This window comes from Kibdelosporangium phytohabitans (assembly GCF_001302585.1).
GTDB lineage: Bacteria > Actinomycetota > Actinomycetes > Mycobacteriales > Pseudonocardiaceae > Kibdelosporangium > Kibdelosporangium phytohabitans.
Window position 1 is genome coordinate 7,612,618 of the sequence record NZ_CP012752.1, and the last position, 20,318, is coordinate 7,632,935.

Sequence of the window (20,318 nt, forward strand, 5' to 3'; positions counted from 1 at the left end):
GGCTAGGCGTCGAACGCCTGGGCTATCGGGGTGTTGCCACCGACCACGAAGTAGATGCGGCCGGCGGTGCCGGGGCGGTCGAGCAACGCCACCAGCACAGCGGCAACATCGTCCCTGGCGACCTCGTCGAACCTGGGGGCTTTGGGTGCGACCACGTTCCCTGCGGTGAGTTCGACGGCGTCGGCGCCGTCGTCGTCGGTGAGCACTCCGGGCCGCAGCACCGTCCAGTCGAGCCCGTCACGGGCGAAGATGTGCTGCTCGGCGGCGTGCTTGGCCCGCAGATAGGTGCTGTACCCCTCGCCGATGCCGGGGCTGTCGGCACAGCCCACGTTGATGGAACTGACGTGGACGAACCGCCGCACACCGGCCCGTTCTGCCGCGTCCATGAGCAGCACGACGGCGGCCCTGTCCATCTTGTCCCGGCGTGCGGCGGTGGCGTTGCTGCCCGAACCGGCCGAGAAAACGGCAGCGTCGGCACCGTTGAGGGCCGCGGCCACCTCGTCGACGGTGGCGTGTTCGAGATCGAGCACGACGGCGTCACCGCCGGCCTGCCTGACGTCGTCGACGTGGCTGGGGTCGCGCACGAGGCCCACCACGTCGTCTCCGCGGGTGGCGAGGATCCGGGTCAACCGGAGGGCGACCTTGCCGTGGCCGCCGGCGATGACAACCTTCATTCGCTACCTTTCGTGCGGACGATCGGGGCTCTGGTGGTCGGCGCAATCCCCACCGGTGGCGTTGTTCCACGGCTGCGCGTCCAGCACCGGGACGTCGGGTAGCGGGATGCCCGAGTCCGGCCGCAGCCCGGACAGCAGCAGGGCCAGCGGGCGCCGCCAGCCGTCGACCGGGTCCGTGGTCACGCGCACTGTGCTGATCAGCATGTACACCGTCATCGGCAGGTCGCTCGTCCGCAGATCCGCACGGACGACCCCGGCGTCCTGCGCACGGGTCACGATGGTGGCGAAGTCGTTGAGGAATCGCGCTTTCAGCCCGGCCAGCAGCGGGCCGGGGTCGTGCACGGCCTTGATCACCGGATGCGCCTGCCCCATGACCGTCAGGGCAGCTTCCAGTGCGGTGACGACCGCACGCCACGGGTCCTCGTCGACGAGGGCCCTGGCCACCACCGGCTGGATAAAGTCGGCGTAGCGCCATTCCATGATCGCGAGCAGCAGGTCGCTCTTGCTCGGGAAGCGCCGGTAGAGGGTGGCGACGCCGACTCCCGCGCGGCGGGCGATCTCGTCGAGCGGGACCTCGCCGCCGGACTCGGTGAACGCGCGCCAAGCGGCGCGGACGATCAGTTCGGCGTTGCGTGCCGCGTCCACACGCAACGGGCGCTGCGAAGGCCCGGTCATACCGGGCAACGCTAACAGACTGATAGGCAACTATCACTTGTGCTACGGTGACGATAAGCGATAGGTCCATATCACTTATCGGAGGGGTCATGACACAGGCACCCGAAATCCCGCCACACATCCGGCGGGACAAGTTCGCCCCCGTTCCCGATCTGCTGCGCCTGCGGGACGAGCAGCCGGTCACCAGGGTCAAACTGGCCGTCGGCGGCACCGCGTGGCTGGTCACCCGGTACAGCGACATCAGGGAGGTGTTCGGCGGCTCCGGCAGGTTCTCCAACGCGCCGATCGGCCCGTTCCGCGAGCAGAACGAAGGCCGCAGCGGCTTCCTGCTCGGCTACGACGCGCCCGAGCACACCAGGCTGCGCCGGATGCTCACGCCCGAGTTCACCGTCCGGCGCATCCGCAGGCTGCAGCCCCGGATCGAAGCGATCGTGACCGAACACCTCGACGCCATCGAGCAGGCCGGGCCACCGGCCGACCTCGTCACCACGTTCGCGCTGCCGATCCCGTCGCTGGTGATCTGCGAACTGCTCGGCGTGCCCTACGAGGACAGGGACGGGTTCCAGGAGAACGCGAAGGTCCGGCTGGACATGAGCCGCGACATGGACGAACGCGTGGCCGCGGTGCAGCAGTCCCGCGACTACCTCGCCGGACTCGTCAGGACAGCCCGTGCCGACCCGGGCGAGGACATGCTCGGCATGCTGGTCAGGGAACACGGCGACGAACTCGACGACCACGAACTGACCGGCGTCGCCGACCTGCTGCTGCTCGCCGGGCACGAGACGACCTCGAACATGCTCTCGCTGGGCACGCTGCTGTTGCTGCGCCACCCGGTGCAGGCAGCGGCCGTGCGGTCGGGTGAGCTGGTGGACCAGGCCGTCGAGGAGATGCTGCGCTACCTCTCGATCGTCCACACAGGAGTGTTCCGCACCGCGCTCGAGGACGTGGAGCTGTCCGGGCAACGGATCGCGGCCGGCGACCTCGTGGTGTGCTCGCTGCCGTCGGCCAACCGCGACCCCGCGCTCGGCCAGGACCTGGGGACGTTCGACATCACCCGCAAGATCTCCGCGCACATGGCGTTCGGCCACGGCCTGCACCACTGCCTCGGCGCGCCACTCGCCCGGATGGAGATGAAGATCGCGTACCCCGCGCTGCTGCGCCGGTTCCCGAACCTGGCACTGGCGGTGGGCTACGAAGAAGTGCCGTTCCGGTCGTTCTCTTTCATCTACGGGCTCGAAGCGCTGCCGCTGACCTGGTAGCCGTACCAGGCACCAACGGTGACGACACGCAGTTCCCGGCCACGGCCGACGATCCTCGCCGTGGCCGGAATGCCCTCACCGTGAGGAAGAACGAGCTGGAAATCGCCGTCGAGGTGGACACGGCCGGCCCCGAGCCGGACGATCGCCAGCCGGTCCCACCGGTCGTACCCACCGAACAACGCGGCGGTCGAACCAGCCACCGCGCCGTCGCGCGTGGCGAAGGCGTGCTCGACCGCGTCATCGAACTCGTGGCGCGACACATGGTGGTTGTCGCGGTCGCAGACGGCCGCGTTCTTCCGGGCGCTTCGGTTGAATTCGAGCCGCTCGTCCGCACTGGATCAGATTCCCGCGCCGGGAACCAATGGTTCGCGTCAGCCGACTTGTGGGGTGGACGAGGCGAAGGGGTGAGCCGGTGCGGGTGCAGATAGTGCTCTTCGACGGCGTGGAGGAACAGGACTTCATCGCTCCGGTCGAAGTGCTCGGTCTGGCGGGCAAGATGGGCGCCGCGTTGACCACGACGCTGGTGAGCACCGCCAAGCCGGGCACGGTGACCTGCATGCACGGCACGCGGGTCGAAGTGCCGAACGGGTGGTCGCCGCCGGATGCCGACGTTCTCATCGTGCCCGGCGGCGGGTACAACAACCGCACCGGTCCTGGTGTGCACCGGCTCATCGCGGACAAGGGCTTCCTTGCCCGGCTGGCCGCGTCGAAGGCGTTGCCCGTCGGCATCTGCACCGGTGTGATGGTGCTGTCCGCCGCCGGGCTCACGCGGGGCCGGCCTGCCACGACGCACGCCGGGGCCAAGGCCGACCTCGCGGCGCAAGGAGCGACGCTGGTCAACGCGCGTGTCGTGGACGACGGCACGTTGATCACCGGCGGCGGCATCACGTCCGGCCTGGAGGTGGCACTCTGGCTCGTCGAACGGTTCATCGGCGCCAACCAGGCGCAGCGCGTGGAAACCGTGCTGGAGTACGAGCGGCGCGGCAGCGTCTGGCGCAGCAGCTGACCCTCACACCTGGGTGAAGGCGAGTTTCGCGCCGAGTGCCACGAACGAGACGGCGAAGAACCTGCGCAGCCACGCCATCACGCGCGGCCGTGAGACCACGTGGTCGCGCATGGCTGCGGCGAAGATCCCGTACAGCGCGAACACCACGAACGTCAGCAGCATGAACACCAGGCTCAGCTCGACCATCCGCCAGAGCTGGCCCGGATCGCCGACGCTGACGAACTGCGGCAGGAACGCGACGAAGAAGATCGTCAGCTTCGGGTTGAGCAGGTTCAGCAGGACCGCCGAGACGATCACCTTCGTGGCGGGCACCGGGTGCGCGCGTGACTGCTCGACCACGAGCGAGCCCTTGTCCCGCAAGGTGTTCCAGGCCATGTAGACCAGGTATGCGACACCGAGGTACTTGACGACCTCGAACGCCAGCGCGCTGGTGTGCAGCAACGCGGCGAGCCCGGTGATGGTCGCGACCATGTGCGGGATGATGCCCAGCGTGCAGCCGAACGCGGCGGTCACGCTCGCCCGGCGCCCCTGGGCGAGGCCCATGGCCAGCGTGTAGAGCACGCCCGTGCCGGGCGTCGCCACAGCGAGCAGGGTCGTGACCAGGAAAGCGATACTCATACCGGTCACTCTGCTGGCACAATGGCCCGATGAGTAGGGCCAAACCTGGTCGGCTTGAGGGGTCCATAACTCCAGGTTCGGACTTCCTCCAGCTCACCATCGCCGACGCGCCGCCCGGTGGCCGCGCAGAGTGGCTGGCCGAGCAGTTGCGCGTGGCCATCTCGGATGGGCGGCTGCCGGTGGGCAGCAGGTTGCCCGCGACGCGGGTGCTCGCCGCCGACCTGGAGGTTTCCCGCGGCGTGGTCACCGAGGCCTACCAACGCCTGGTGGAGGACGGTCACGTCGCAGGCCGTGGCCGCGGCGGGACCGTGGTCGTCGCCGTGCCCATCGCGGCGCCGACGGTCAGGCCCTACGCGCCGCCGTCGACCGTGGACGTGTTCGCGACCGACCCGGCTGACGACGTGTTCGACGCGTTCCGCGCGGCCACCGCACAGATCGACCTCTCCCCCGGCGTGCCCGACCTCGCGGCGTTTCCCCGTTCGGCGTGGTTGCGTGCCGAACGGACGGTCTTCAACACCTTGGCGCCCGCCGAGTTCGGCTATGGCGATCCTCGCGGTACCCCGGCGTTGCGGCTCGCTGTGGCGACGTGGCTCGCGCGTACTCGTGGCATCCGGGTTGATCCGGCCGAGGTCGTCATCGTCGCTGGTGTCGCGCAAGCGCTTGGCCTGATCGCGAAGGTACTCAGCGAGGACGGGATCACCGAGATCGCCGTGGAGGACCCGGGGTCCCTGGGCGTACGGCAGCATCTGCGCAACGCGGGGATGCGAACGCCGCCTGTGCCGGTGGATGATGCCGGGTTGCGGGTGGATGTGTTGCGGGACAGCGGAGTCGGCGCGGTCATGATGACTCCGGCGCACCAGTTCCCGACCGGGGTCGTACTCGACGGTGAACGCAGGCGCCAGCTGATGCGCTGGGATGGCTTGATCATCGAGGACGACTACGACGCCGAGCACCGCTACGACCGGCCACCCGTGCCCGCGCTGCGGTCCATGGTGGCTGATCGCGTGTTCTACGCGGGCAGTGTGTCCAAATTGCTCGCTCCGGCGCTGCGGGTCGGCTGGTTGCTCGTTCCGGCGAAGTACAGGGATGCCGTCATCGCCGCGAAACGTCTCGCCGACCTCGGCAACGCCGCACTGCCGCAACTGGTTCTCGCCGAACTGATGTCGTCCGGCGAGCTGGAACGGCAGCTGAGGTTCCTGCGCCGACGACACGTCCGGCGCCGTGACGCGATGGTCGACGCCGTCCACACGCACTTGCCGGGCGCGGTCGTGCACGGCGCTGCCGCCGGGTTGCACCTGATGACCACGCTGGACATCCCGCGTTCCGATGTGGACTTGGCCGCGGAGGCGTTGCGGCGCGGCGTGAAGGTGCAACCGTTGTCGTGGCACTGCCAACGACCGCACCAGCCAGGCCTGATCCTGGGTTACGCGGCGAACACGCCGAGCGACATCGCGGCGGGTGTCACGACGATCGGGCGGGCTATCCGAGCCGTTCGATAGCGGCGAGCACCATGTCCCAGAACTTCGCCCGATCGAGCTCCAACGCTACGCTCGCGTTGGCCGGTTTCCCCGTCACGCCATGCAGATCCACCACAGTCGCGCCGCGCGTGTACGTACCGGTGAGTTCGACCGCGACCGGGGCTTCCACGACCCGCAGCAGTTCGGGCGCGGCGACAGCAGCCACCGCGACCGGATCGTGCACAGGCGGGTCAGGCATGCCGAACACATCGTGGTAGGCGGACGCGAAGAAGCGCAGGAGGTCGGTCAGGATGTCGGCCGTGGGCGTGCGCATGGCGGTGAGGCGGTCGAACACGTCGGGTGTGGCGGTGGCCTGGTGGGTGACGTCCAAGCCGCACATCGTGACCTGGAGACCACTGTTGAGGACGGCGTCAGCGGCTTCCGGGTCGGCAAAGATGTTGAACTCCGCGAGCGGCGACCAGTTGCCACGGCCACAGCTGCCGCCCATGAACACGATCCGCGGCCGTAGATCCGGCCGCTTGCGCAGCAAGGCGGCCACGTTCGTCAAAGGCCCGGTCGCGATGATCGTCAGTGGCCCTGCCTCCAGCAAACGCTCGGTCAGCGCCACCGCGCCCTCGTCAACCAGCAGATCCGCGGGCTCAGGCAGATCCGCGCCGTCAAGCGCGCTCTCACCGTGAATGGACGGCGCGTTCCCGGCGGTCGGCTGCGAGAGACCCGCGGCGACAGGAACGTCGATACCCGCCAACGCACAGACACGCAGCGCGTTGACGGTCACCTTGTCCAACGGACCGTTCCCAGCGACGGTCGTGATCGCGCGCAGATCGATCGCCGGATGGGCGGCGGCGAGCAGCATCGCGAACACGTCGTCGTGGCCAGGATCGCAGTCGAGCACCACAGGAACCATGGTTGGCAAGATAGCCGGGTTACAGTGCGGAACATGGCGCGGCACCGCGAGGAAGCGACCCGAAGGACACCATGTTCCTCCCGCTGAACACCACACTGGACGTCCAAAACCCGGACGTCGCGATCCTCCCCGTCGGCAGCCACGAACAGCACGGCCCAATCCTGCCGCTGGCAACCGACACCATCATCGCGTCAACCGTCGCCCGCGCACTGAGCAGCACCTACCCAGTGCTCGAACTGCCACCGATCACCATCTCCTGTTCCCACGAACACGCAGCCTGGCCAGGCACAGTGAGCATCACAGCACCGACCCTCTACGCCGTCGTACGGGACATCGCACACTCACTGCACAAATCAGGAATCCCGAAACTGGTCCTGGTGAACGGACACGGCGGCAACTACGTACTGGCCAACCTCGTCCAAGAATCGACGGGAATGGCCCTGTACCCCACCGAAGCAGACTGGCACAAAGCGAGGACAGCAGGCGGGATAGAGACGCCGATGGTCAGCGACATGCACGCGGGCGAACTGGAAGTATCGATCCTGTTGCACGCCCACCCAGAGGTCGTACGGGAAGACTACGCGGAACACGACCACCTGGCGGACAACCGCGACCACATGCTGACACTGGGACTGGGCCCGTACACGAAGTCCGGAGTGATAGGCCGACCGTCGAAAGCCACAAGGGAAAAGGGAAGCAAAGTCCTGGACAGTCTGGTGAAGACATTCGCGAATGTCCTCAAGGCCTTGGACTGAACAGCCGAAGATGGCTCGCGCACCAGCAGCGAGAGAGTCGCGGCTCGCGCGCAAGCGCAGAACGAACCCGCAACTCGCACCAGCACGCAAACCAACCCTGAGCGACCCACACCCAAGCACAAACCAGCCCTGAGCGGCTCGCGCGCAAACGCACACCAAGCCGAGCAACCCGAACAACACCCAGCCCCGAGCAACTGAGCGATAGCCAACCCACCACGGCGAGCGCGCCAGCGCAGAGGAGCACCCGCGCGCCTACTCAGAACACACACCGAGGAGTTCAAGCATCCGGCAGGAAGAACACACCCTCGCCTCCTGCCCCGAGGTCTGCCTCCCGGCGAGGGACCCGCTTGTTCCGTGCTCACATCCCAGCTACGACCAAGGACCGCACCCCGGGCATGTCCAGAACGCTGCAACCCTTGCACGGAACAAGATGTCCCTCGCCGGGAGCAGACCTCGGGGCAGGAGCGGGTGATCGGTGTCCTCCGTCTCCAGAGCCCGTGCCCCAGGTGTGTGTACTGATAGGCGCTCCTGCCCGACGACCTGCCCGAAGGGAACCACGGACTGTCAAGAGGTCCGTTGGGCCTGCGCTGTGTGTTGCTGTGGGAAGGCGGACCTCCTGACAGTCCGTGGTTGGCGTAGCCCAGGCCGACGGGCAGGAGCACCCCCGAAGCACCCCTTTAGGCTGGCGCGCTCGCCGCTCGGGGTTGGCTACCACTCAGTTGCTCGGCTTGGTGTGCGTTTGCGCGCGAGCCGCTCAGGGCTGATTTGCGCTCAAACCCGTCAGGGCAACCACCACCCCCACCACCCCCGCCCCCACTCTCGGCCTGGTTCGACCGAAGATGGGCGGCCTGTGTGCCCGCGCTTGAGGTGGTCGGTTGGCGCGCGATCTTCTGGACGGCGTGGCTTCAGAGTATGTCGTCCAGTTGGGGTAGGTGGTGGTCCAGTCTCTCGCGCTTCGCCTTCAGGTACGGGAGGTTTTCGTCGTTCACCTCTATCAGCAGGGGGACTTGTTCGGAGATGCTGATGCCGTACCGTTTCAGGGATTCCACCTTGTCGGGGTTGTTGGACAGCAGCCTGACCGCCGGGACGCCCAGGTCTTGCAGGATGTCCGCGGCTGCCTGGTAGTCACGGCAGTCCACCGGCAGGCCCAGCGCGACGTTCGCGTCCACTGTGTCCAGTCCTTCTTCTTGCAGGCGCATCGCTTTCAGCTTCGCCAGCAGGCCTATTCCCCGTCCTTCGTGGCCTTGCAGGTATATCAGGATTCCCGCGCCCTCCGCCACGATCGCTTTCATCGCCGCTGCCAACTGGTCCCCGCACTCGCACCTCGTCGACGCGAAGACGTCCCCTGTCAGGCATTCCGAGTGCACTCTGGTCAGCGGGTCGCGACCTTTCTTGACGTCGCCGTAGACCAGCGCCATGTGCTCGTGTGCGGAGGTCGGGTCCTGGTAGCCGACGGCGTTGAAGTCGCCGTAGCGGGTGGGCAGGCGTGTCTCCGCCGCACGTCGGGTGAAACCGGCAAGTTCCGTCATAGTGGTGCCTTTTCCAATCTCCGCAGCACCGGTGTACGCAGGAGCAGCACTCCCGCCCCAGGCAGGCTCGCGACCAGCGCCAGCACCCCGTACACCACCGCCGTGGTCAATCCCTGTGCGGCGCCCAGTCCGGCGGCTGAGAACACCACCGCCGCGACGCCTTCCCTCGGCCCCCAGCCCCCGATGTTCACCGGTAGTCCCATCGCCAGCAGCGACAGCACCATCAGTGGCACCAGTTGCGCGATCGGCGCGGTCGATCCGGCCGCGTGTGCCGCGACAACGAACAGGGTGATGTGCCCTGCCAGTGCTGCTGCCGACAGTAGCGCGATTCCCGGCCACGCGTCGCGGGCCAGCAGGCCCGCGCGGATGTCCGCGATGGTCCGTGACAACCCTGTGTTCGCGCGTGCCCAGCGTTTTCCCGCGACGAACGCCGCCGCGATCACCGCTACCGCACCGAGAACAATCAGGATGATGTCACGCGGCAGGCCCAGCGACGGCACCGCGAGCAGTACCGCCACGCCCGCGACGATGATCACGGCCTGGCCCGCGATCCGTTCCAGCACAACAGCCCGGACGCCTCGCCCGACGTCGCCCTGCTGCTGTCCGTGTTCGACGGCGCGCTGTACGTCACCGAGAACACCAGCGGGCAGCACGGCGTTGAGGAACAACGCACGGTAGTAGTCCAGCACCGCACGCGGCAGCGACAAGTTCAACCCAAGACGGCGAGCCACCAGGCACCAGCGCCACGCGCTGAGCACAGTGGTCGCCAGGCCGATCCCCAACGCCGCGACCACTTCGCCGAGGGTGATCACGCGCAACCCGTCCACGAAGGTCTGAGTACCCAATTGCAGGAACAACGCAACCAGGATGCTCGCGCCGATCAGCAGTTTCACCCACGCCCACACGGTCTTGTTCATGCCGCACCTGCCGGGAGGGCGAGGAGGTCCTCGTGGTGCACGACAACAGTCAGCGCGGTGTCCCCGAGCCTGCGTTCCAGATACGCAGCGGCGTCGTCCGCCAGTTCCGGCTGTTCCTCCACCGCCGCCGCCACCCAGCCGCGCAGCCACTCGGCGATCAGGTCGGCGTCGTCTCGTCCCAACCGCCACGGGCTGGGCCTGCGGTACACGGTCGCTCCCTGCCGCTGGAAAAGCTCCGCAGCGGTCGCCACGGCGTCCGGTCCGAGCAGGCGCCTGCCGTCCGTGGTCCGTCGCTGGTGCGCGTTGAACGCGTTCGCGATCTCCGCGTCGAACTCGTCGAACGGATCCAGGTCGACCTGCCCGACCACCGACATCACGAACAGCGCCGGAGTCCTGGCGCACGCCTCGACCAGTGCGGCCAGTTCGTCCGCGGTGAGCAGATCGAGCAGTGCCGACGCGGTCACCAGCGACGTCCCGCTCAGGTCCGTTGCCCGCAACTGAGTGATGTCCTGCAGCTCCCCGGTCACAGTCACCGTGCGCGGCATCCCCGCCACGGCCCGGGACAGCAGGCCGGGGTCGCGGTCGTGCAGGATCCAGTGCTGCGGCCCCGGCAGCCGGTCGGCCAGCCAGCGCCCCATCGACCCGATCCCGCAACCGAGATCACGCACGATCAGGCCGGGCCGGTCGCCGAGGTGCGCCCGCAGCGGTTCGGCCAGCTCGACCGACCGGGCCACCGCGTCCGCGTCCTCACGCAGCGACAGCCACTCGGCCGGGTACATGGTGCTGTTGCTCATGTGCGACATGCCGGTTCCTCCAGCTCAGCCAACACATCCCGCAGGTGGAGTGCCGCGGTGTCCCAATCGGTCAGTGTCGCGCGCCTGGCGTGCGCCGATGCCCGCAGCCGCTCGCGCAGGTCCTCGTCGGTCAGGAAGCTGCGCAGCGCGTCGGCGAACTGCCAGGTGAGGATCCCCGGCACGGTCCCGTCCGGTGCCTGCCCGACGGTTTCCGGTATCGCGCTGACATTCGTGGCCAGCACCGGCAGTCCCCGCGCCAGCGCCTCGGTGAGGACCATCCCGTAGGTCTCGGTGTGCGACGGCAGGACGAACAGGTCCGCCGCCGCGTACGCCGCGTCCAGCTCGGCACCCGTTTTCGGGCCCGCGAGCGTGATCCGGTCGACCAGCCCGTGTTCCTTGATCATCGCGTTCAGCCGGAGCACGAACTCGCTGTCGCGGCGCAACGAGCCGACGAGTTCGCAGCTGAACGGCAGGTCACGCACCTGCGCCAGTGCTTCGACGAGCCGGTCCTGGCCCTTGCGCCGCGTCACGGCGGCCACGCACAGCAACCGCGTACCGCCGTCGCTGCCGAGCGCGAGCGGAGCGGGGTCGGTACCTGGCGGTGCGGCGTGCACGCGGCTGGCGTCGAGCCCGTGGTGTGACACGACCCGGCGCGCTGCCCACGGGCTGGTCGTGATCACCATGGTCGCGGCCCGCAGCGTCTGGCGTTCGCGGGCGTCCAGGTCCGCGGCGAGGTCGGGCACGAGGCCGGTCTCGTCCGCGAGCGGCAGGTGCACCAGCACCGCCAGGCGTAACCGCTGTGCGTGCGCGGCCACGACCTCGGGAACGCCACACGCCACCAACCCGTCGATCAGCACTGTGGCGTCATCGTCGAATCCGGCGAGCACGTTCGCCAACTCCTGGCGTGCGGTGTCGTCCGGGGTCGGCCACGTCCCCGTGACCGCGACCTCGCGCGCACCCAGGGCTGTGCCCATCCGGCGGTCGTACACGTTGCCGCCGCTCGGCACCGACCTGTCGTCGATGTCACCGGGAACGACGAAGTGGATCACCGTGATCATCCCACCGCGCGCCGGTAGCTGGCCCACGCCACATGCGACTCGTGCAGTGTGACCGTGATCTCCGACAGCCCGCGCGCGCCGTCGCCGAGCCTGCCGTCGCCGATCCGCCCGGCCAGCCGGTCGGCGATCACCTTGGCCAGGAACTCGGTGGACGTGTTGACGCCATCGAACTCCGGCTCGTCGTCGAGGTTGCGGTAGTTGAGCGGCGCGAGCACGTCCTTGAGCTGCTCGGTGGCCAGTCCGATGTCGACGACGATGTTGTCGTCATCGAGCTCGGCGCGGTGGAACGTGGCGTCCACGAGGAACGTCGCGCCGTGCAGCCGCTGTGCGGGTCCGAAGACCTCGCCACGGAAGCTGTGGGCGACCATGACGTGATCGCGGACGGTGATGCTGAACACCCGGGGGCCCTCCCATTCGGTTCGAACTCGTCAACCGTCGTACCTAATACGGTGGCAAAGGCCGGGTAGTTCACCACTTGCCAGAGAACTCAGCACCGACGGCAGATCGCCGAACGGGAATTCCCCGCTGATCAGGGCGTCGAAACCGGGGTCGGCCAGCAGATCCATGGCGACGGCCAGCCGGTCGGCGTAACCGCGGCTGCTGCGCCGGGCCTTGGCCACCGCGCCGACCTGGCTGGCCCTGATGGTCAGCCTGCGGGAGTGGAACCACTCGCCGAGCGGCAGGCTGACGCGCCGGTCGCCGTACCAGCTCATCTCGATCACCTCGCCGTCCTCCGCGAGCAGCTCCAATGCTCTGACCAGGCCCGCTTCGGTCGCGGTCGCGTGCACGACGAGGTCGCAGCCGTCCTTGGCGTCCTGTGGCGCGGCGAAGTCGACGCCCAGTGCCGCGGCGACCTCGGCCTTCGCCGGATCGGAGTCGACCAGCTGCACCCTGGTCGCGGGGAAACCGGCGATGACCTTGGCGACGGACGCGCCGACCATGCCCGCCCCGATCACGGCGATCCGGTCGCCGACCATGGGTGCGGCGTCCCATACCGCGTTCACGGCCGTTTCCACGGTGCCCGCCAGGATCGCGCGCTCGGCGGGCACGGTGTCCGGCACGACCGTCACCGCCGTCGCCGGGACCACGTAACGGGTCTGATGTGGATAGAGGCAGAACACTGTTTTGCCAGTGAGGTGCGCCGGGCCGTCCTCGACGACGCCCACGTTCAGGTAGCCGTACTTGACCGGCCCGGGGAAGTCTCCTTCCTGGTACGGCGCCCGCATCGCCGCGTACTGGCTCGGCGGCACCTCGCCACGGAAAACAAGGGTCTCGGTGCCACGGCTCACCCCACTGAAAAGAGTTCGAACCAACACCTCGTCTCGCGCGTGTTCATGCACATGAGCAGGTTCGATCTCGCCGTGACCAGCCGAACGCACCCAGAACGCCCGTTCCATCCGTTCTACCCTCCACTAAGGCTTTCGATCACCTTAAGTAGTGGGAGGGCCGCGTTGGCCTACGAGCCCCTCGTGGGCGTGGTGGCGCAGTTGCTGCTGGTGACTGCCCTGGCCATGGTCACGCCGCTGGGGTTCGAGGGGTGGCTGGCCGGCGCGACCTACGCGGTCGTGCTGGGCGGGTGGTTGACGACCGCCTTGTTCCGTGCCGGCGCGGAGACGGTCGGCGCGGCCAACCGCGTCACGCTGGCCAGGGCTGGTCTCGTGGGCAGCGTGACGGCCATCGCGGTGGATTCGTTCTGGCGAACTGTTCCGCTGACCCTCCTGGCGGTGATCGCGACGGTCGCGTTGGTCGGCGACGCGATCGACGGCCACATCGCGCGCCGGACCGGCTGCGCCACGCCGCTCGGTGCGCGGTTCGACATGGAAGTGGACGCGTTCCTGATCCTCATCCTGAGCGTGTTCGTGGCGAAGTTCCTGGGCCCGTGGGTGTTGCTGATCGGCGCCATGCGGTACGCGTTCGTCGCCGCCAGTTGGGCGTTGCCGTGGCTCAACGCCGCACTGCCGCACAGCATGGCCCGCAAGACCGTGGCCGCGATGCAGGGGATCGTCCTGGTGGCCGCCGCGTCCGGCCTGCTGCCCGCCACGGTCTCGTACGTGGTCACGGCCATCGCGCTAGGCGCACTGGTGTGGTCGTTCAGCCGGGACGTGCGCTGGTTGTACCGCTCGCGGAACGTCTGACAGCACGTTGCACACGTCGATGTCGCCGATGTCGAGCCGGCGTCCCCTGCCGCGCAGGGTCAGCGGAGCGCCGCAGACGTCGGCCATGTGCAGCCCCCGCACGACCACATCGTCCACTGCGTCCAGCACGAGGCCCTGGCTGTGCTCGATCACCGTCGAGGTCAGCGTGACGTCCCGGGAATCCGCGAGCACCCTGATTCCGCCACGGGGTCCCGGGTGCGCGCACGTGAACGTCCCGTCGACGGCCGAGCCGGTGTCGTAGCCGTAGATCGCACAGTCCTCAATGGACACATTGGCCGAGCCGCGGACGCGGATCCCGTCGCCGTCGCACGCGTTGACGATCACACGGGCGATGGTGACGTCACGGCAGTTGTCGATCACGATCCCGTCCCCACCGGTGTCGATCAGCACGTCCTCGATCGTCACCCCGGACAGACCGGTCAGGTGCAGCGTGTCGCGCACTGTGATCATCGCTGTGCCCTCATCTCCGGCATCCACCAGGTCACGCGCCGAACACCGGCAGGAACGCCTCGGACAGCTTGGCGTACCAGCGGGCGATGCCGTTCACCTGTGATCCCTCTCCGCTCGGACTGACCGCTCAAGCACAGCGGGTGACCGGGTCACACCGGCAGTCCGGTAGCTCACCAACGGCACGGCCGAAGGTCACCGACCGGATGACTTTCGTCAGGTCTTGCGGCGAACACCGTGGACAGCGGGGGTACGGCGAATAACGTTGGGCTCGTGACCGTGACACGAGACCGGCTGTTCGACGTCCTCGCCCTGGCCGGGGCGACGTCGTTGCTGATCGTGTCGCTGGTCGGCCCGCCCGGAGGCGTCGCCTACACCGCGGTGGGCACGACGATCCAGGTGATGGCCGTCGGGATCCTGGTGTTCCGCCGCAAAGCGCCGCTCGGGATCCTCTGGTTCACGGTCGCGACCTCAGCGGGCATGACGATCGCCGAACTGGCCGCGCGGGGAACGGTGATCGACCTGACCCGTGACGAAAGCACGCTGTGGATACCGCAGGCCGTCACGCCGTTCGTGGTGTGCACCGCGATGGCGTCCTCCCGTACCCGGGCGGCGTGGCTGCCCGCTGGCCTGCTGTTCGTGCTGTCGGTGCGGCCGTGGGAGTTCACCGGCGCCCGGCTGGCCACGTCCTTGCTGCTGATCGCTGTTCCCGCGGTGATGGGCGTGACGTTCGGGGCGCGGGACCGCCTGTACCGGATGCAGATGGAAGCGGCACGGGCCGAGGAACGGGCCACGCTGGCAGCCGAGATGCACGACGTCGTCACCCACCGCGTGAGCCTGATGGTGCTGCAGGCAGGCGGGCTCGAGATGACGGCGAAGGACGACGAGACCCGCCGCGCGGCCGAGGAACTCCGGGCCAACGGCTGCCAGGCGCTGGAGGAACTGCGTGAGGTCGTGGCGATCCTGCGCGCGGAGACCGGCGAGGCAAAGGGAGCCGTGACACAGGCCCCGGTGCCGGAGCTGTCCACTTTGGTCTCCGAATCCACCTCCGTCGGCGTCGCGGTCGAGCTGGTTGAGGAAGGTACCGCGGACCAGGCGTCACCGGTCGTGCGCCGCACAGCGCACCGGATCGTCCAGGAAGCGCTGACCAACGCCCGCAAACACGCGCCCGGCGCCGCCGTGCGCGTCGCGGTGAACTACGGTCCGGCGGGCACCCGGGTGTCGGTGCGCAACACGGCACCGGACCGCCCGGCCGATCCGGACCTCACCGCCGCGGGCTCCGGCTCGGGACTGGACAACCTGCGCGAACGCGTCAGCATGATCGGCGGCACACTGGACGCCGGACCGTCACCGGAAGGCGGCTTCCACGTGTCGGCAACCCTGACGGAGCCCACATCATGATCAACGTCCTGGTCGTCGACGACGACCCGCTGGTGTGCGGGCACCTGCGCACGATCCTCGGCGCGGCCGAAGACGTGACCGTGGTGGCGGAAGCCTACGACGGCGCCGACGCCGTCGAAGCGGTCCTGCGGCACAAGCCGGACGTGGTGCTGATGGACCTGCACATGCCCGGTGTGGACGGGCTCACGGCGATCCAGCGGATCAGCGAACTCGACAAGCCACCCGTGCTGGTCGCACTGACCACATTCGACGGCGACAACCACGTCCTGCGCGCCATGCGCAACGGAGCAGCGGGATACCTGCTGAAATCCACGCCGCCCAAGGACCTGATCGGCCTGGTCCGGGTGGCTGCCGACGGGCACACCGTGATGTCGCCGGCCGTGTCGCGCAACCTCGTCGCCCACGCGGCCGGTCGCCGTTCGTCCACATCGGAACTGCTCCGCGACCTGACCGGACGCGAGTCCGAGATCCTCGCGTGCCTCGGCAACGGCCTGTCGAACGCCCAGATCGCCGACCGCGTCCACCTCAGCGAAGGCACGGTGAAGAACTACATCTCGCAGATCCTGCTCAAACTCCGGTGCGCCAACCGAACCCAGGCAGGTCTGCTCGCCTACGAGGCAGGCCTCTGCCAGTGACGTGATCAAGGAACGCGTGGGTCAGCGACCGGATGGCGCCGCGGCACGACCTGACAGCCTGCCCTAGAGCTGTTTGATCACCGCCGTGGTCTTTCCCACTATGGTTGCGGCGAGGTAGCGGGTGAAGCCGGGCACTCGGGCCAGGCGCATCGCGGCGCGGCGGATGCGGAGGTGGTTCTCGGAAGCGGGCAGGAACCAGCGGGCGCCGTCGCGGGCCACCTGTTGCTTCTCCTCGACGATCGGGCGCCACAGGTCTTCATAGGTGGACAACGCCTGCGGCACCGAGGCTGTCTTGTTCAACTGCGCGGCGAGTAGGTACGCGCCTGCCATGCCCAGGGAAGCGCCTTGGCCTGCGAGCAGGGAGACGGCGTGGCACGCGTCGCCGATGAGCACGACGCGGTCGTTGCTCCAGGTCGGCAGCACGGTCTGGGCGACCTGGTCGTAGTAGACGTCCGACGCGTCCGGGCAGGATTCGAGGGCTTGGGGTACGACCCAGCCGAGGTCCGCGTACGTTTCCCGGATCGCCGCCACCGGGTCCGGTGGCATGGTGGCGTCAGGTGTTCTGTGCACTGTGAAGGCGGCTACCCGGCCGTCGCGCAGGGCGTAGAAGCCGAACTGTTTGCCGACGGTGTCCGTCAGGCAGAAGCGGTCCCCGACTTGGGCGTGGACGGCTGGGTTGTCGAACACGTAGGCCCCGGTGTGGAAGCCGAGGTAGCGCAGGCTTTCGACGTTCCCGAACGCCATGGCGCGGACCGCTGAATGGATTCCGTCCGCGCCGACCAGGAGGTCCGCGTCGATCGTGCGCGAGTCGGACAGCGTGACAGTGACGCCGCCGGGTGACGGTTCGATGTGGGTTATCGACGTCCCGAAGCACAGTTCGACTGTGCCCGGCAGGTGTTCGCGCAAGACCCCTTCCAGGTCCGGGCGCATGATGCTCACCAGGTTGCCGTCCACGGCTTTCGCGAACGTGTCGAAGGGCAGCCCGGCCCTCCGGCGGCCCGTTTCGTCGACGTACGCCGCTTCGCTCACGCGGTAGCCGACGGACTTCAGCGCGGGCAGCAGGCCCATCTTGTCCGCCGCGTCGTAGCCGGGGCCAAAGAAGTCGATCATGTAACCCTGGGGCCGCGGCCCCGGCGCCTTCTCCAGCACGGTCACGTCGTGCCGGTCCGCCAGCCGATTGGCCAGGGTCAGTCCGGCGATTCCCGCGCCGCAGACGACCACTCTCATCGCGCTCCCCCTTCCACCAGCCGGCGCAGCACCGGCCGGAGGTCTGTTCGCGCTGCCGGGTTCAGCGCCCGGTGCAGCATCAGGCCGTCGATCGCGGCGACGATGACCGCCGCTGTCTCTTGTGGCGCAACAACTGCTTGGTCGGCCAGCCACTCGGCGAGCCGCTGCTGGAACTCGGTCACCAGCGCGCTGATCGCCGACCGCAGTTCCTCGTCCCGGGTCGCCGCGAGGTAGGTCTCGATGAACAGCAAGGAAGTCGGGTCCCCGCCGGAGTACGCGTCCAGCGGGTCGAACAGGTCGGCGATCACGTCCTGCCGGGGTTCGATGCCCGCGACGGCGGCCCGAATCGCGCCGATCGCCGCTTCGGTGAGCAACGCCCGCAGCGACGCGAAGTGGTAGTGGACCACGCCGGACGCGACGCCCGCCCGCTCGGCGAGCATCCGCGTACTCACCGCTGACCAGCCCTTTTCCACGATCAACTCGATCGCGGCCGTGATCAGCCGCTGCCGCACGTCCCGGCCGCGCGCGGCCATCGACGACTCCATGCACACTCCCCGGACACTTGCCTTGGACGATTGTCCAGGGCGTCTGTCCAAGCTAGCTGTCGACCCGTACGGATGACAAGCGTTTAGTTCGCGATCACTTGGGGAATCCGTGTTTGGTCTCCACGCCCAGGCGGTGGATGACACGATCTGTACTGCTGGGAGATATGTATGACCGACGACATCGACGACACCTGCGCCGTCTCTGAGTCGCAGACCGGCAAGGAGTTGCACAACCTGCGCACCCGCATCGACCAGCAATCCAAGCAACTCAACAGACACGCCCGCGAGCTGACCGCCCTGCACAACGACTTGGCCGAGCTCGACGAGCGCATCGACGCGCACCAGCACCGCGACAACTAGGCGCCGCGGGACAAAACAGCGTTGACCGCGACGGACAGTCCGATCGCGACGAGGGCGAACCCTGCCGACACCGCGCCGACCGCGGTGAACCCGCCCATGGTCAGCGCGATGCCGCCGAGCGCGGCACCCGCGACGATCCCCAGGTTGAAAGCGGCGATCGCGTAGGACACCGCGGCCTCGCCGCGTGATCCACCGAGCTGGTACACGCGCGACTGGACGACAGGCACGAACGACCACGTGGCCAGCTGCCACACGGCCAGGCCTGTCAGCGCGACACCGGTGTTGTCGCCGAAGCCGAAGAGCAGCACGATCCCGGCCGCCGCGGCCGTGGCCGCCGTCACCAGGGCGATCGCCGGTGCCCGGTCGGCCACCGCCCCGCCGACGAAGTTGCCGACGACACTCAGCAGCCCGGCCAGCGCGAGCACCACGATGATCACGCCTGAGCTGAGGCCGACGCGGTCGCCCAGGTATGGGACGAGATAAGTCAGCCCGCCGAACGAGCCACCCCAGAAGACGGCGGTCGTGGCCAGTCCCAGCAGCACCCGGCCGTCACGCAGGACGCCGATCCGCGCCTTCACGCCACCGGAGTCGGCACGCAGCGACGGCAACCAAGCGACGGTCGCGGCAGCGGCCAGCACAGCGAGCCCAGCGATCACGAAGAACGGGATACGCCAGCCGCCCGCATCGCCGACACGGCCCAGCGCGAGACCGGCGGGGATGCCCAGAGCCGTGGAGGCGGTGATGCCGCTCTGCACGATGGCCATGGCCGTGGCCCGCCGTCCGGAACTGGCCATCCGCGTCGCCGCCGCGAACGCCACCGCGAGGAACAGGCCGAACATCGCGCCACTGACGAACCTGGTCGCGGCCACCAGCGCGTACGAACTGGCCAGCGCGGCGACCACGTGCGCGAGCGCGAAAACTCCCAGCGCACAGGCGACCACCGCACGTGGAGGCCGCTTGGCGAAGAAAGCCCCGAGCACGGGCGCACCGACGACCACGGCGACCGCGTTGAGGGTGACCAGTTGGCCCGCAGCGGCCTGACTCACCCCCAAGTCCGCCGCGACCTGCGGCAGCAGCGCGACCGCCGCGAATTCGGTGCAGCCGATGGCAAACGAGCCGAGGGCGAGGGCGGCAAGACCCAGCACTGGCAGTGTCCGTGAACGAACGTCGGCAACCATCTAACCAAAATAGCCGGTTGCAACCGGCTACGCAGATTAGCCGGTAAGCTGGCCGGAAGGAGGTGGTACGTGGCCGGTCAGGACACGGTGCGGGCCGATCTCGACCTGGTCTGCCGCTTCGTCAACACCCGCGGCATCCTCGCCGACGACCCCCACGCCCGTGAGGAAATCGGCACACCGGAGGCACTGTCGGCGTGGTGGCAGGCGCAAGGACTCACCGAACTGCACGTGACCAACGACGATGTCGTTGAAGCGCACGTGATGCGTGAAGGATTGCGCGCCCTGTTGGCCGAGCACAACGAGGCCGCCGGACCGGACGATGAGGACGCCGTGGTCGCTATGCGCACCCTGGCTGCCGAACTCCGGCTGCAAGTCGACGACACGACAGTCCTGCGCCCGACCGATTCCGGCACCGCCCGAACAGGGCTGGCATGGCTACTGGCAGCGATGACTCTGGGACGTGCCAACGGTTCCTGGACACGGTTGAAGGTGTGCGCAGATTCGAACTGCCGCGAGGCATTCCGGGACACGACACGCAACCGGTCCCGGACATGGTGCTCCATGCAGGTATGCGGGGCGCGTGCCAAACAGCGCACCTTCGCCACACGCCACCGCGTTTAGCCCGGCACGTCAGAGTCCTGCGGGCGCGCCGCGGCGAGCGTCCGGTCACCGGCACGTCGAGCCGAAGGCCGCTGCGACCAT

At 68.4% G+C, this 20,318-nt stretch carries 24 protein-coding genes; 9 read left to right on the plus strand and 15 right to left on the minus strand.

The annotated features are described in order from the left end of the window. Positions 1 to 2: 2 nt before the first annotated feature. Together AOZ06_RS34260 and AOZ06_RS34265 are read right to left on the minus strand one after the other, a co-directional pair. The gene (locus AOZ06_RS34260; protein ID WP_054293172.1) at positions 3 to 674 is read right to left on the minus strand and encodes an NAD(P)H-binding protein; all 672 of its coding nucleotides are present in this window, start codon (positions 672 to 674) and stop codon (positions 3 to 5) included. A 3-nt stretch (positions 675 to 677) separates the two neighbouring features. Further along, positions 678 to 1,349, minus strand: coding sequence for a TetR/AcrR family transcriptional regulator (locus tag AOZ06_RS34265; RefSeq protein WP_054293173.1), 672 nt, complete (start codon positions 1,347 to 1,349; stop codon positions 678 to 680). An 89-nt stretch (positions 1,350 to 1,438) separates the two neighbouring features. On the opposite strand from AOZ06_RS34265, the gene AOZ06_RS34270 reads away from it, so the two are divergent. Further along, entirely contained in the window at positions 1,439 to 2,608 is a 1,170-nt protein-coding gene (locus AOZ06_RS34270) for a cytochrome P450 (RefSeq protein WP_054293174.1), read from the plus strand. On the opposite strand, the gene AOZ06_RS34275 is transcribed toward AOZ06_RS34270, so the two are convergent. After that, positions 2,575 to 2,868, minus strand: coding sequence for a hypothetical protein (locus AOZ06_RS34275; RefSeq protein ID WP_054293175.1), 294 nt, complete (start codon positions 2,866 to 2,868; stop codon positions 2,575 to 2,577). The genes AOZ06_RS34270 and AOZ06_RS34275 overlap by 34 nt on opposite strands. A gap of 152 nt (positions 2,869 to 3,020) precedes the next feature. Between AOZ06_RS34275 and AOZ06_RS34280 the strand changes: the two genes are divergently transcribed. Beyond that, positions 3,021 to 3,614, plus strand: a complete 594-nt coding sequence (locus AOZ06_RS34280; protein WP_236951835.1) for a DJ-1/PfpI family protein — start codon at positions 3,021 to 3,023, stop codon at positions 3,612 to 3,614. A gap of 3 nt (positions 3,615 to 3,617) precedes the next feature. Here the strand turns inward: AOZ06_RS34280 and AOZ06_RS34285 are convergent, their stop codons facing one another. Continuing rightward, complete coding sequence (locus AOZ06_RS34285) at positions 3,618 to 4,232, minus strand: LysE family translocator (protein ID WP_054293177.1); 615 nt, start codon at positions 4,230 to 4,232, stop codon at positions 3,618 to 3,620. Positions 4,233 to 4,261: 29 nt separating this feature from the next. Here AOZ06_RS34285 and pdxR point away from each other — a divergent pair, with 29 nt between their 5' ends. Then, positions 4,262 to 5,731, plus strand: coding sequence for a MocR-like pyridoxine biosynthesis transcription factor PdxR (pdxR, locus tag AOZ06_RS34290; RefSeq protein ID WP_054293178.1), 1,470 nt, complete (start codon positions 4,262 to 4,264; stop codon positions 5,729 to 5,731). Here the strand turns inward: pdxR and AOZ06_RS34295 are convergent. Then, positions 5,712 to 6,614 carry a nucleoside hydrolase gene (locus AOZ06_RS34295; protein WP_054293179.1) on the minus strand — a complete coding sequence of 301 codons (903 nt, stop codon included), beginning with the start codon at positions 6,612 to 6,614 and terminating at the stop codon, positions 5,712 to 5,714. The genes pdxR and AOZ06_RS34295 overlap by 20 nt on opposite strands. Positions 6,615 to 6,685: 71 nt before the next feature. Between AOZ06_RS34295 and AOZ06_RS34300 the strand changes: the two genes are divergently transcribed. Continuing rightward, positions 6,686 to 7,369 carry a creatininase family protein gene (locus AOZ06_RS34300; protein WP_054293180.1) on the plus strand — a complete coding sequence of 228 codons (684 nt, stop codon included), beginning with the start codon at positions 6,686 to 6,688 and terminating at the stop codon, positions 7,367 to 7,369. 905 nt (positions 7,370 to 8,274) lie between these two features. On the opposite strand, the gene ribA is transcribed toward AOZ06_RS34300, so the two are convergent. Genes ribA through AOZ06_RS34330 form a run of 6 tightly spaced genes read right to left on the minus strand, consistent with a single transcriptional unit; the run spans position 8,275 to position 13,064 of the window. Continuing rightward, complete coding sequence (gene ribA, locus AOZ06_RS34305) at positions 8,275 to 8,898, minus strand: GTP cyclohydrolase II (RefSeq protein WP_054293181.1); 624 nt, start codon at positions 8,896 to 8,898, stop codon at positions 8,275 to 8,277. Then, on the minus strand, positions 8,895 to 9,815 hold the full coding sequence (locus tag AOZ06_RS34310; protein WP_054293182.1) for a lysylphosphatidylglycerol synthase transmembrane domain-containing protein: 921 nt from the start codon (positions 9,813 to 9,815) through the stop codon (positions 8,895 to 8,897). The genes ribA and AOZ06_RS34310 overlap by 4 nt, the downstream gene beginning before the upstream one ends. After that, positions 9,812 to 10,609, minus strand: coding sequence for a class I SAM-dependent methyltransferase (locus tag AOZ06_RS34315; RefSeq protein ID WP_054293183.1), 798 nt, complete (start codon positions 10,607 to 10,609; stop codon positions 9,812 to 9,814). The genes AOZ06_RS34310 and AOZ06_RS34315 overlap by 4 nt, the downstream gene beginning before the upstream one ends. Further along, positions 10,606 to 11,664 carry a glycosyltransferase family 4 protein gene (locus tag AOZ06_RS34320; protein WP_218922187.1) on the minus strand — a complete coding sequence of 353 codons (1,059 nt, stop codon included), beginning with the start codon at positions 11,662 to 11,664 and terminating at the stop codon, positions 10,606 to 10,608. The genes AOZ06_RS34315 and AOZ06_RS34320 overlap by 4 nt, the downstream gene beginning before the upstream one ends. Continuing rightward, entirely contained in the window at positions 11,664 to 12,065 is a 402-nt protein-coding gene (locus AOZ06_RS34325; protein ID WP_054293184.1) for a 6-pyruvoyl trahydropterin synthase family protein, read from the minus strand. The genes AOZ06_RS34320 and AOZ06_RS34325 overlap by 1 nt, the downstream gene beginning before the upstream one ends. Before the next feature lie 30 nt (positions 12,066 to 12,095). Next, a complete protein-coding gene (locus tag AOZ06_RS34330; protein ID WP_054293185.1) occupies positions 12,096 to 13,064 on the minus strand; it encodes a zinc-dependent alcohol dehydrogenase in 969 nt (322 codons plus the stop codon). Positions 13,065 to 13,118: 54 nt separating this feature from the next. Between AOZ06_RS34330 and AOZ06_RS34335 the strand changes: the two genes are divergently transcribed. Beyond that, positions 13,119 to 13,802, plus strand: a complete 684-nt coding sequence (locus AOZ06_RS34335) for a CDP-alcohol phosphatidyltransferase family protein (protein WP_054293186.1) — start codon at positions 13,119 to 13,121, stop codon at positions 13,800 to 13,802. Here the strand turns inward: AOZ06_RS34335 and AOZ06_RS34340 are convergent. Beyond that, positions 13,737 to 14,273: a right-handed parallel beta-helix repeat-containing protein gene (locus tag AOZ06_RS34340; RefSeq protein ID WP_054293187.1), complete on the minus strand. Its 537-nt coding sequence runs from the start codon at positions 14,271 to 14,273 to the stop codon at positions 13,737 to 13,739. The two genes, AOZ06_RS34335 and AOZ06_RS34340, sit on opposite strands and share 66 nt — an antisense overlap. Before the next feature lie 270 nt (positions 14,274 to 14,543). Here AOZ06_RS34340 and AOZ06_RS34345 point away from each other — a divergent pair, with 270 nt between their 5' ends. Together AOZ06_RS34345 and AOZ06_RS34350 are read left to right on the plus strand one after the other, a co-directional pair. After that, positions 14,544 to 15,671, plus strand: coding sequence for a sensor histidine kinase (locus tag AOZ06_RS34345; RefSeq protein ID WP_054293188.1), 1,128 nt, complete (start codon positions 14,544 to 14,546; stop codon positions 15,669 to 15,671). Then, positions 15,668 to 16,306: a response regulator gene (locus tag AOZ06_RS34350; RefSeq protein ID WP_054293189.1), complete on the plus strand. Its 639-nt coding sequence runs from the start codon at positions 15,668 to 15,670 to the stop codon at positions 16,304 to 16,306. Before AOZ06_RS34345 ends, AOZ06_RS34350 begins: the two co-directional genes overlap by 4 nt. A 63-nt stretch (positions 16,307 to 16,369) precedes the next feature. Here AOZ06_RS34350 and AOZ06_RS34355 read toward each other — a convergent pair whose 3' ends face one another. Then, positions 16,370 to 17,533, minus strand: coding sequence for an FAD-dependent monooxygenase (locus tag AOZ06_RS34355; RefSeq protein ID WP_054293190.1), 1,164 nt, complete (start codon positions 17,531 to 17,533; stop codon positions 16,370 to 16,372). Continuing rightward, the gene (locus tag AOZ06_RS34360; protein WP_063810167.1) at positions 17,530 to 18,078 is read right to left on the minus strand and encodes a TetR/AcrR family transcriptional regulator; all 549 of its coding nucleotides are present in this window, start codon (positions 18,076 to 18,078) and stop codon (positions 17,530 to 17,532) included. The genes AOZ06_RS34355 and AOZ06_RS34360 overlap by 4 nt, the downstream gene beginning before the upstream one ends. 168 nt (positions 18,079 to 18,246) lie before the next feature. Between AOZ06_RS34360 and AOZ06_RS34365 the strand changes: the two genes are divergently transcribed. Then, complete coding sequence (locus AOZ06_RS34365; RefSeq protein WP_054293191.1) at positions 18,247 to 18,438, plus strand: hypothetical protein; 192 nt, start codon at positions 18,247 to 18,249, stop codon at positions 18,436 to 18,438. Here the strand turns inward: AOZ06_RS34365 and AOZ06_RS34370 are convergent. Beyond that, positions 18,435 to 19,616 (minus strand): MFS transporter, encoded by a 1,182-nt coding sequence (locus AOZ06_RS34370; RefSeq protein ID WP_054293192.1) that lies wholly within the window; start codon positions 19,614 to 19,616, stop codon positions 18,435 to 18,437. The two genes, AOZ06_RS34365 and AOZ06_RS34370, sit on opposite strands and share 4 nt — an antisense overlap. A 69-nt stretch (positions 19,617 to 19,685) precedes the next feature. On the opposite strand from AOZ06_RS34370, the gene AOZ06_RS60540 reads away from it, so the two are divergent. Next, positions 19,686 to 20,237, plus strand: a complete 552-nt coding sequence (locus AOZ06_RS60540; RefSeq protein ID WP_054293193.1) for a CGNR zinc finger domain-containing protein — start codon at positions 19,686 to 19,688, stop codon at positions 20,235 to 20,237. Positions 20,238 to 20,318: the final 81 nt, after the last annotated feature.

Excerpts from the sequence above, each read along its gene's own strand:
- AOZ06_RS34300 (WP_054293180.1), top strand. The coding sequence starts at position 6,686 with ATGTTCCTCCCGCTGAACACCACACTGGACGTCCAAAACCCGGACGTC.
- AOZ06_RS34265 (WP_054293173.1), bottom strand. The coding sequence starts at position 1,349 with ATGACCGGGCCTTCGCAGCGCCCGTTGCGTGTGGACGCGGCACGCAAC.
- AOZ06_RS34355 (WP_054293190.1), bottom strand. The coding sequence starts at position 17,533 with ATGAGAGTGGTCGTCTGCGGCGCGGGAATCGCCGGACTGACCCTGGCC.
- AOZ06_RS34330 (WP_054293185.1), bottom strand. The coding sequence starts at position 13,064 with ATGGAACGGGCGTTCTGGGTGCGTTCGGCTGGTCACGGCGAGATCGAA.
- ribA (WP_054293181.1), bottom strand. The coding sequence starts at position 8,898 with ATGACGGAACTTGCCGGTTTCACCCGACGTGCGGCGGAGACACGCCTG.
- AOZ06_RS34295 (WP_054293179.1), bottom strand. The coding sequence starts at position 6,614 with ATGGTTCCTGTGGTGCTCGACTGCGATCCTGGCCACGACGACGTGTTC.
- AOZ06_RS34310 (WP_054293182.1), bottom strand. The coding sequence starts at position 9,815 with ATGAACAAGACCGTGTGGGCGTGGGTGAAACTGCTGATCGGCGCGAGC.
- AOZ06_RS34340 (WP_054293187.1), bottom strand. The coding sequence starts at position 14,273 with ATGATCACAGTGCGCGACACGCTGCACCTGACCGGTCTGTCCGGGGTG.
- AOZ06_RS34315 (WP_054293183.1), bottom strand. The coding sequence starts at position 10,609 with ATGAGCAACAGCACCATGTACCCGGCCGAGTGGCTGTCGCTGCGTGAG.
- AOZ06_RS34270 (WP_054293174.1), top strand. The coding sequence starts at position 1,439 with ATGACACAGGCACCCGAAATCCCGCCACACATCCGGCGGGACAAGTTC.
- pdxR (WP_054293178.1), top strand. The coding sequence starts at position 4,262 with ATGAGTAGGGCCAAACCTGGTCGGCTTGAGGGGTCCATAACTCCAGGT.
- AOZ06_RS34360 (WP_063810167.1), bottom strand. The coding sequence starts at position 18,078 with ATGGAGTCGTCGATGGCCGCGCGCGGCCGGGACGTGCGGCAGCGGCTG.
- AOZ06_RS34365 (WP_054293191.1), top strand. The coding sequence starts at position 18,247 with ATGACCGACGACATCGACGACACCTGCGCCGTCTCTGAGTCGCAGACC.
- AOZ06_RS34285 (WP_054293177.1), bottom strand. The coding sequence starts at position 4,232 with ATGAGTATCGCTTTCCTGGTCACGACCCTGCTCGCTGTGGCGACGCCC.
- AOZ06_RS34370 (WP_054293192.1), bottom strand. The coding sequence starts at position 19,616 with ATGGTTGCCGACGTTCGTTCACGGACACTGCCAGTGCTGGGTCTTGCC.
- AOZ06_RS34350 (WP_054293189.1), top strand. The coding sequence starts at position 15,668 with ATGATCAACGTCCTGGTCGTCGACGACGACCCGCTGGTGTGCGGGCAC.
- AOZ06_RS34260 (WP_054293172.1), bottom strand. The coding sequence starts at position 674 with ATGAAGGTTGTCATCGCCGGCGGCCACGGCAAGGTCGCCCTCCGGTTG.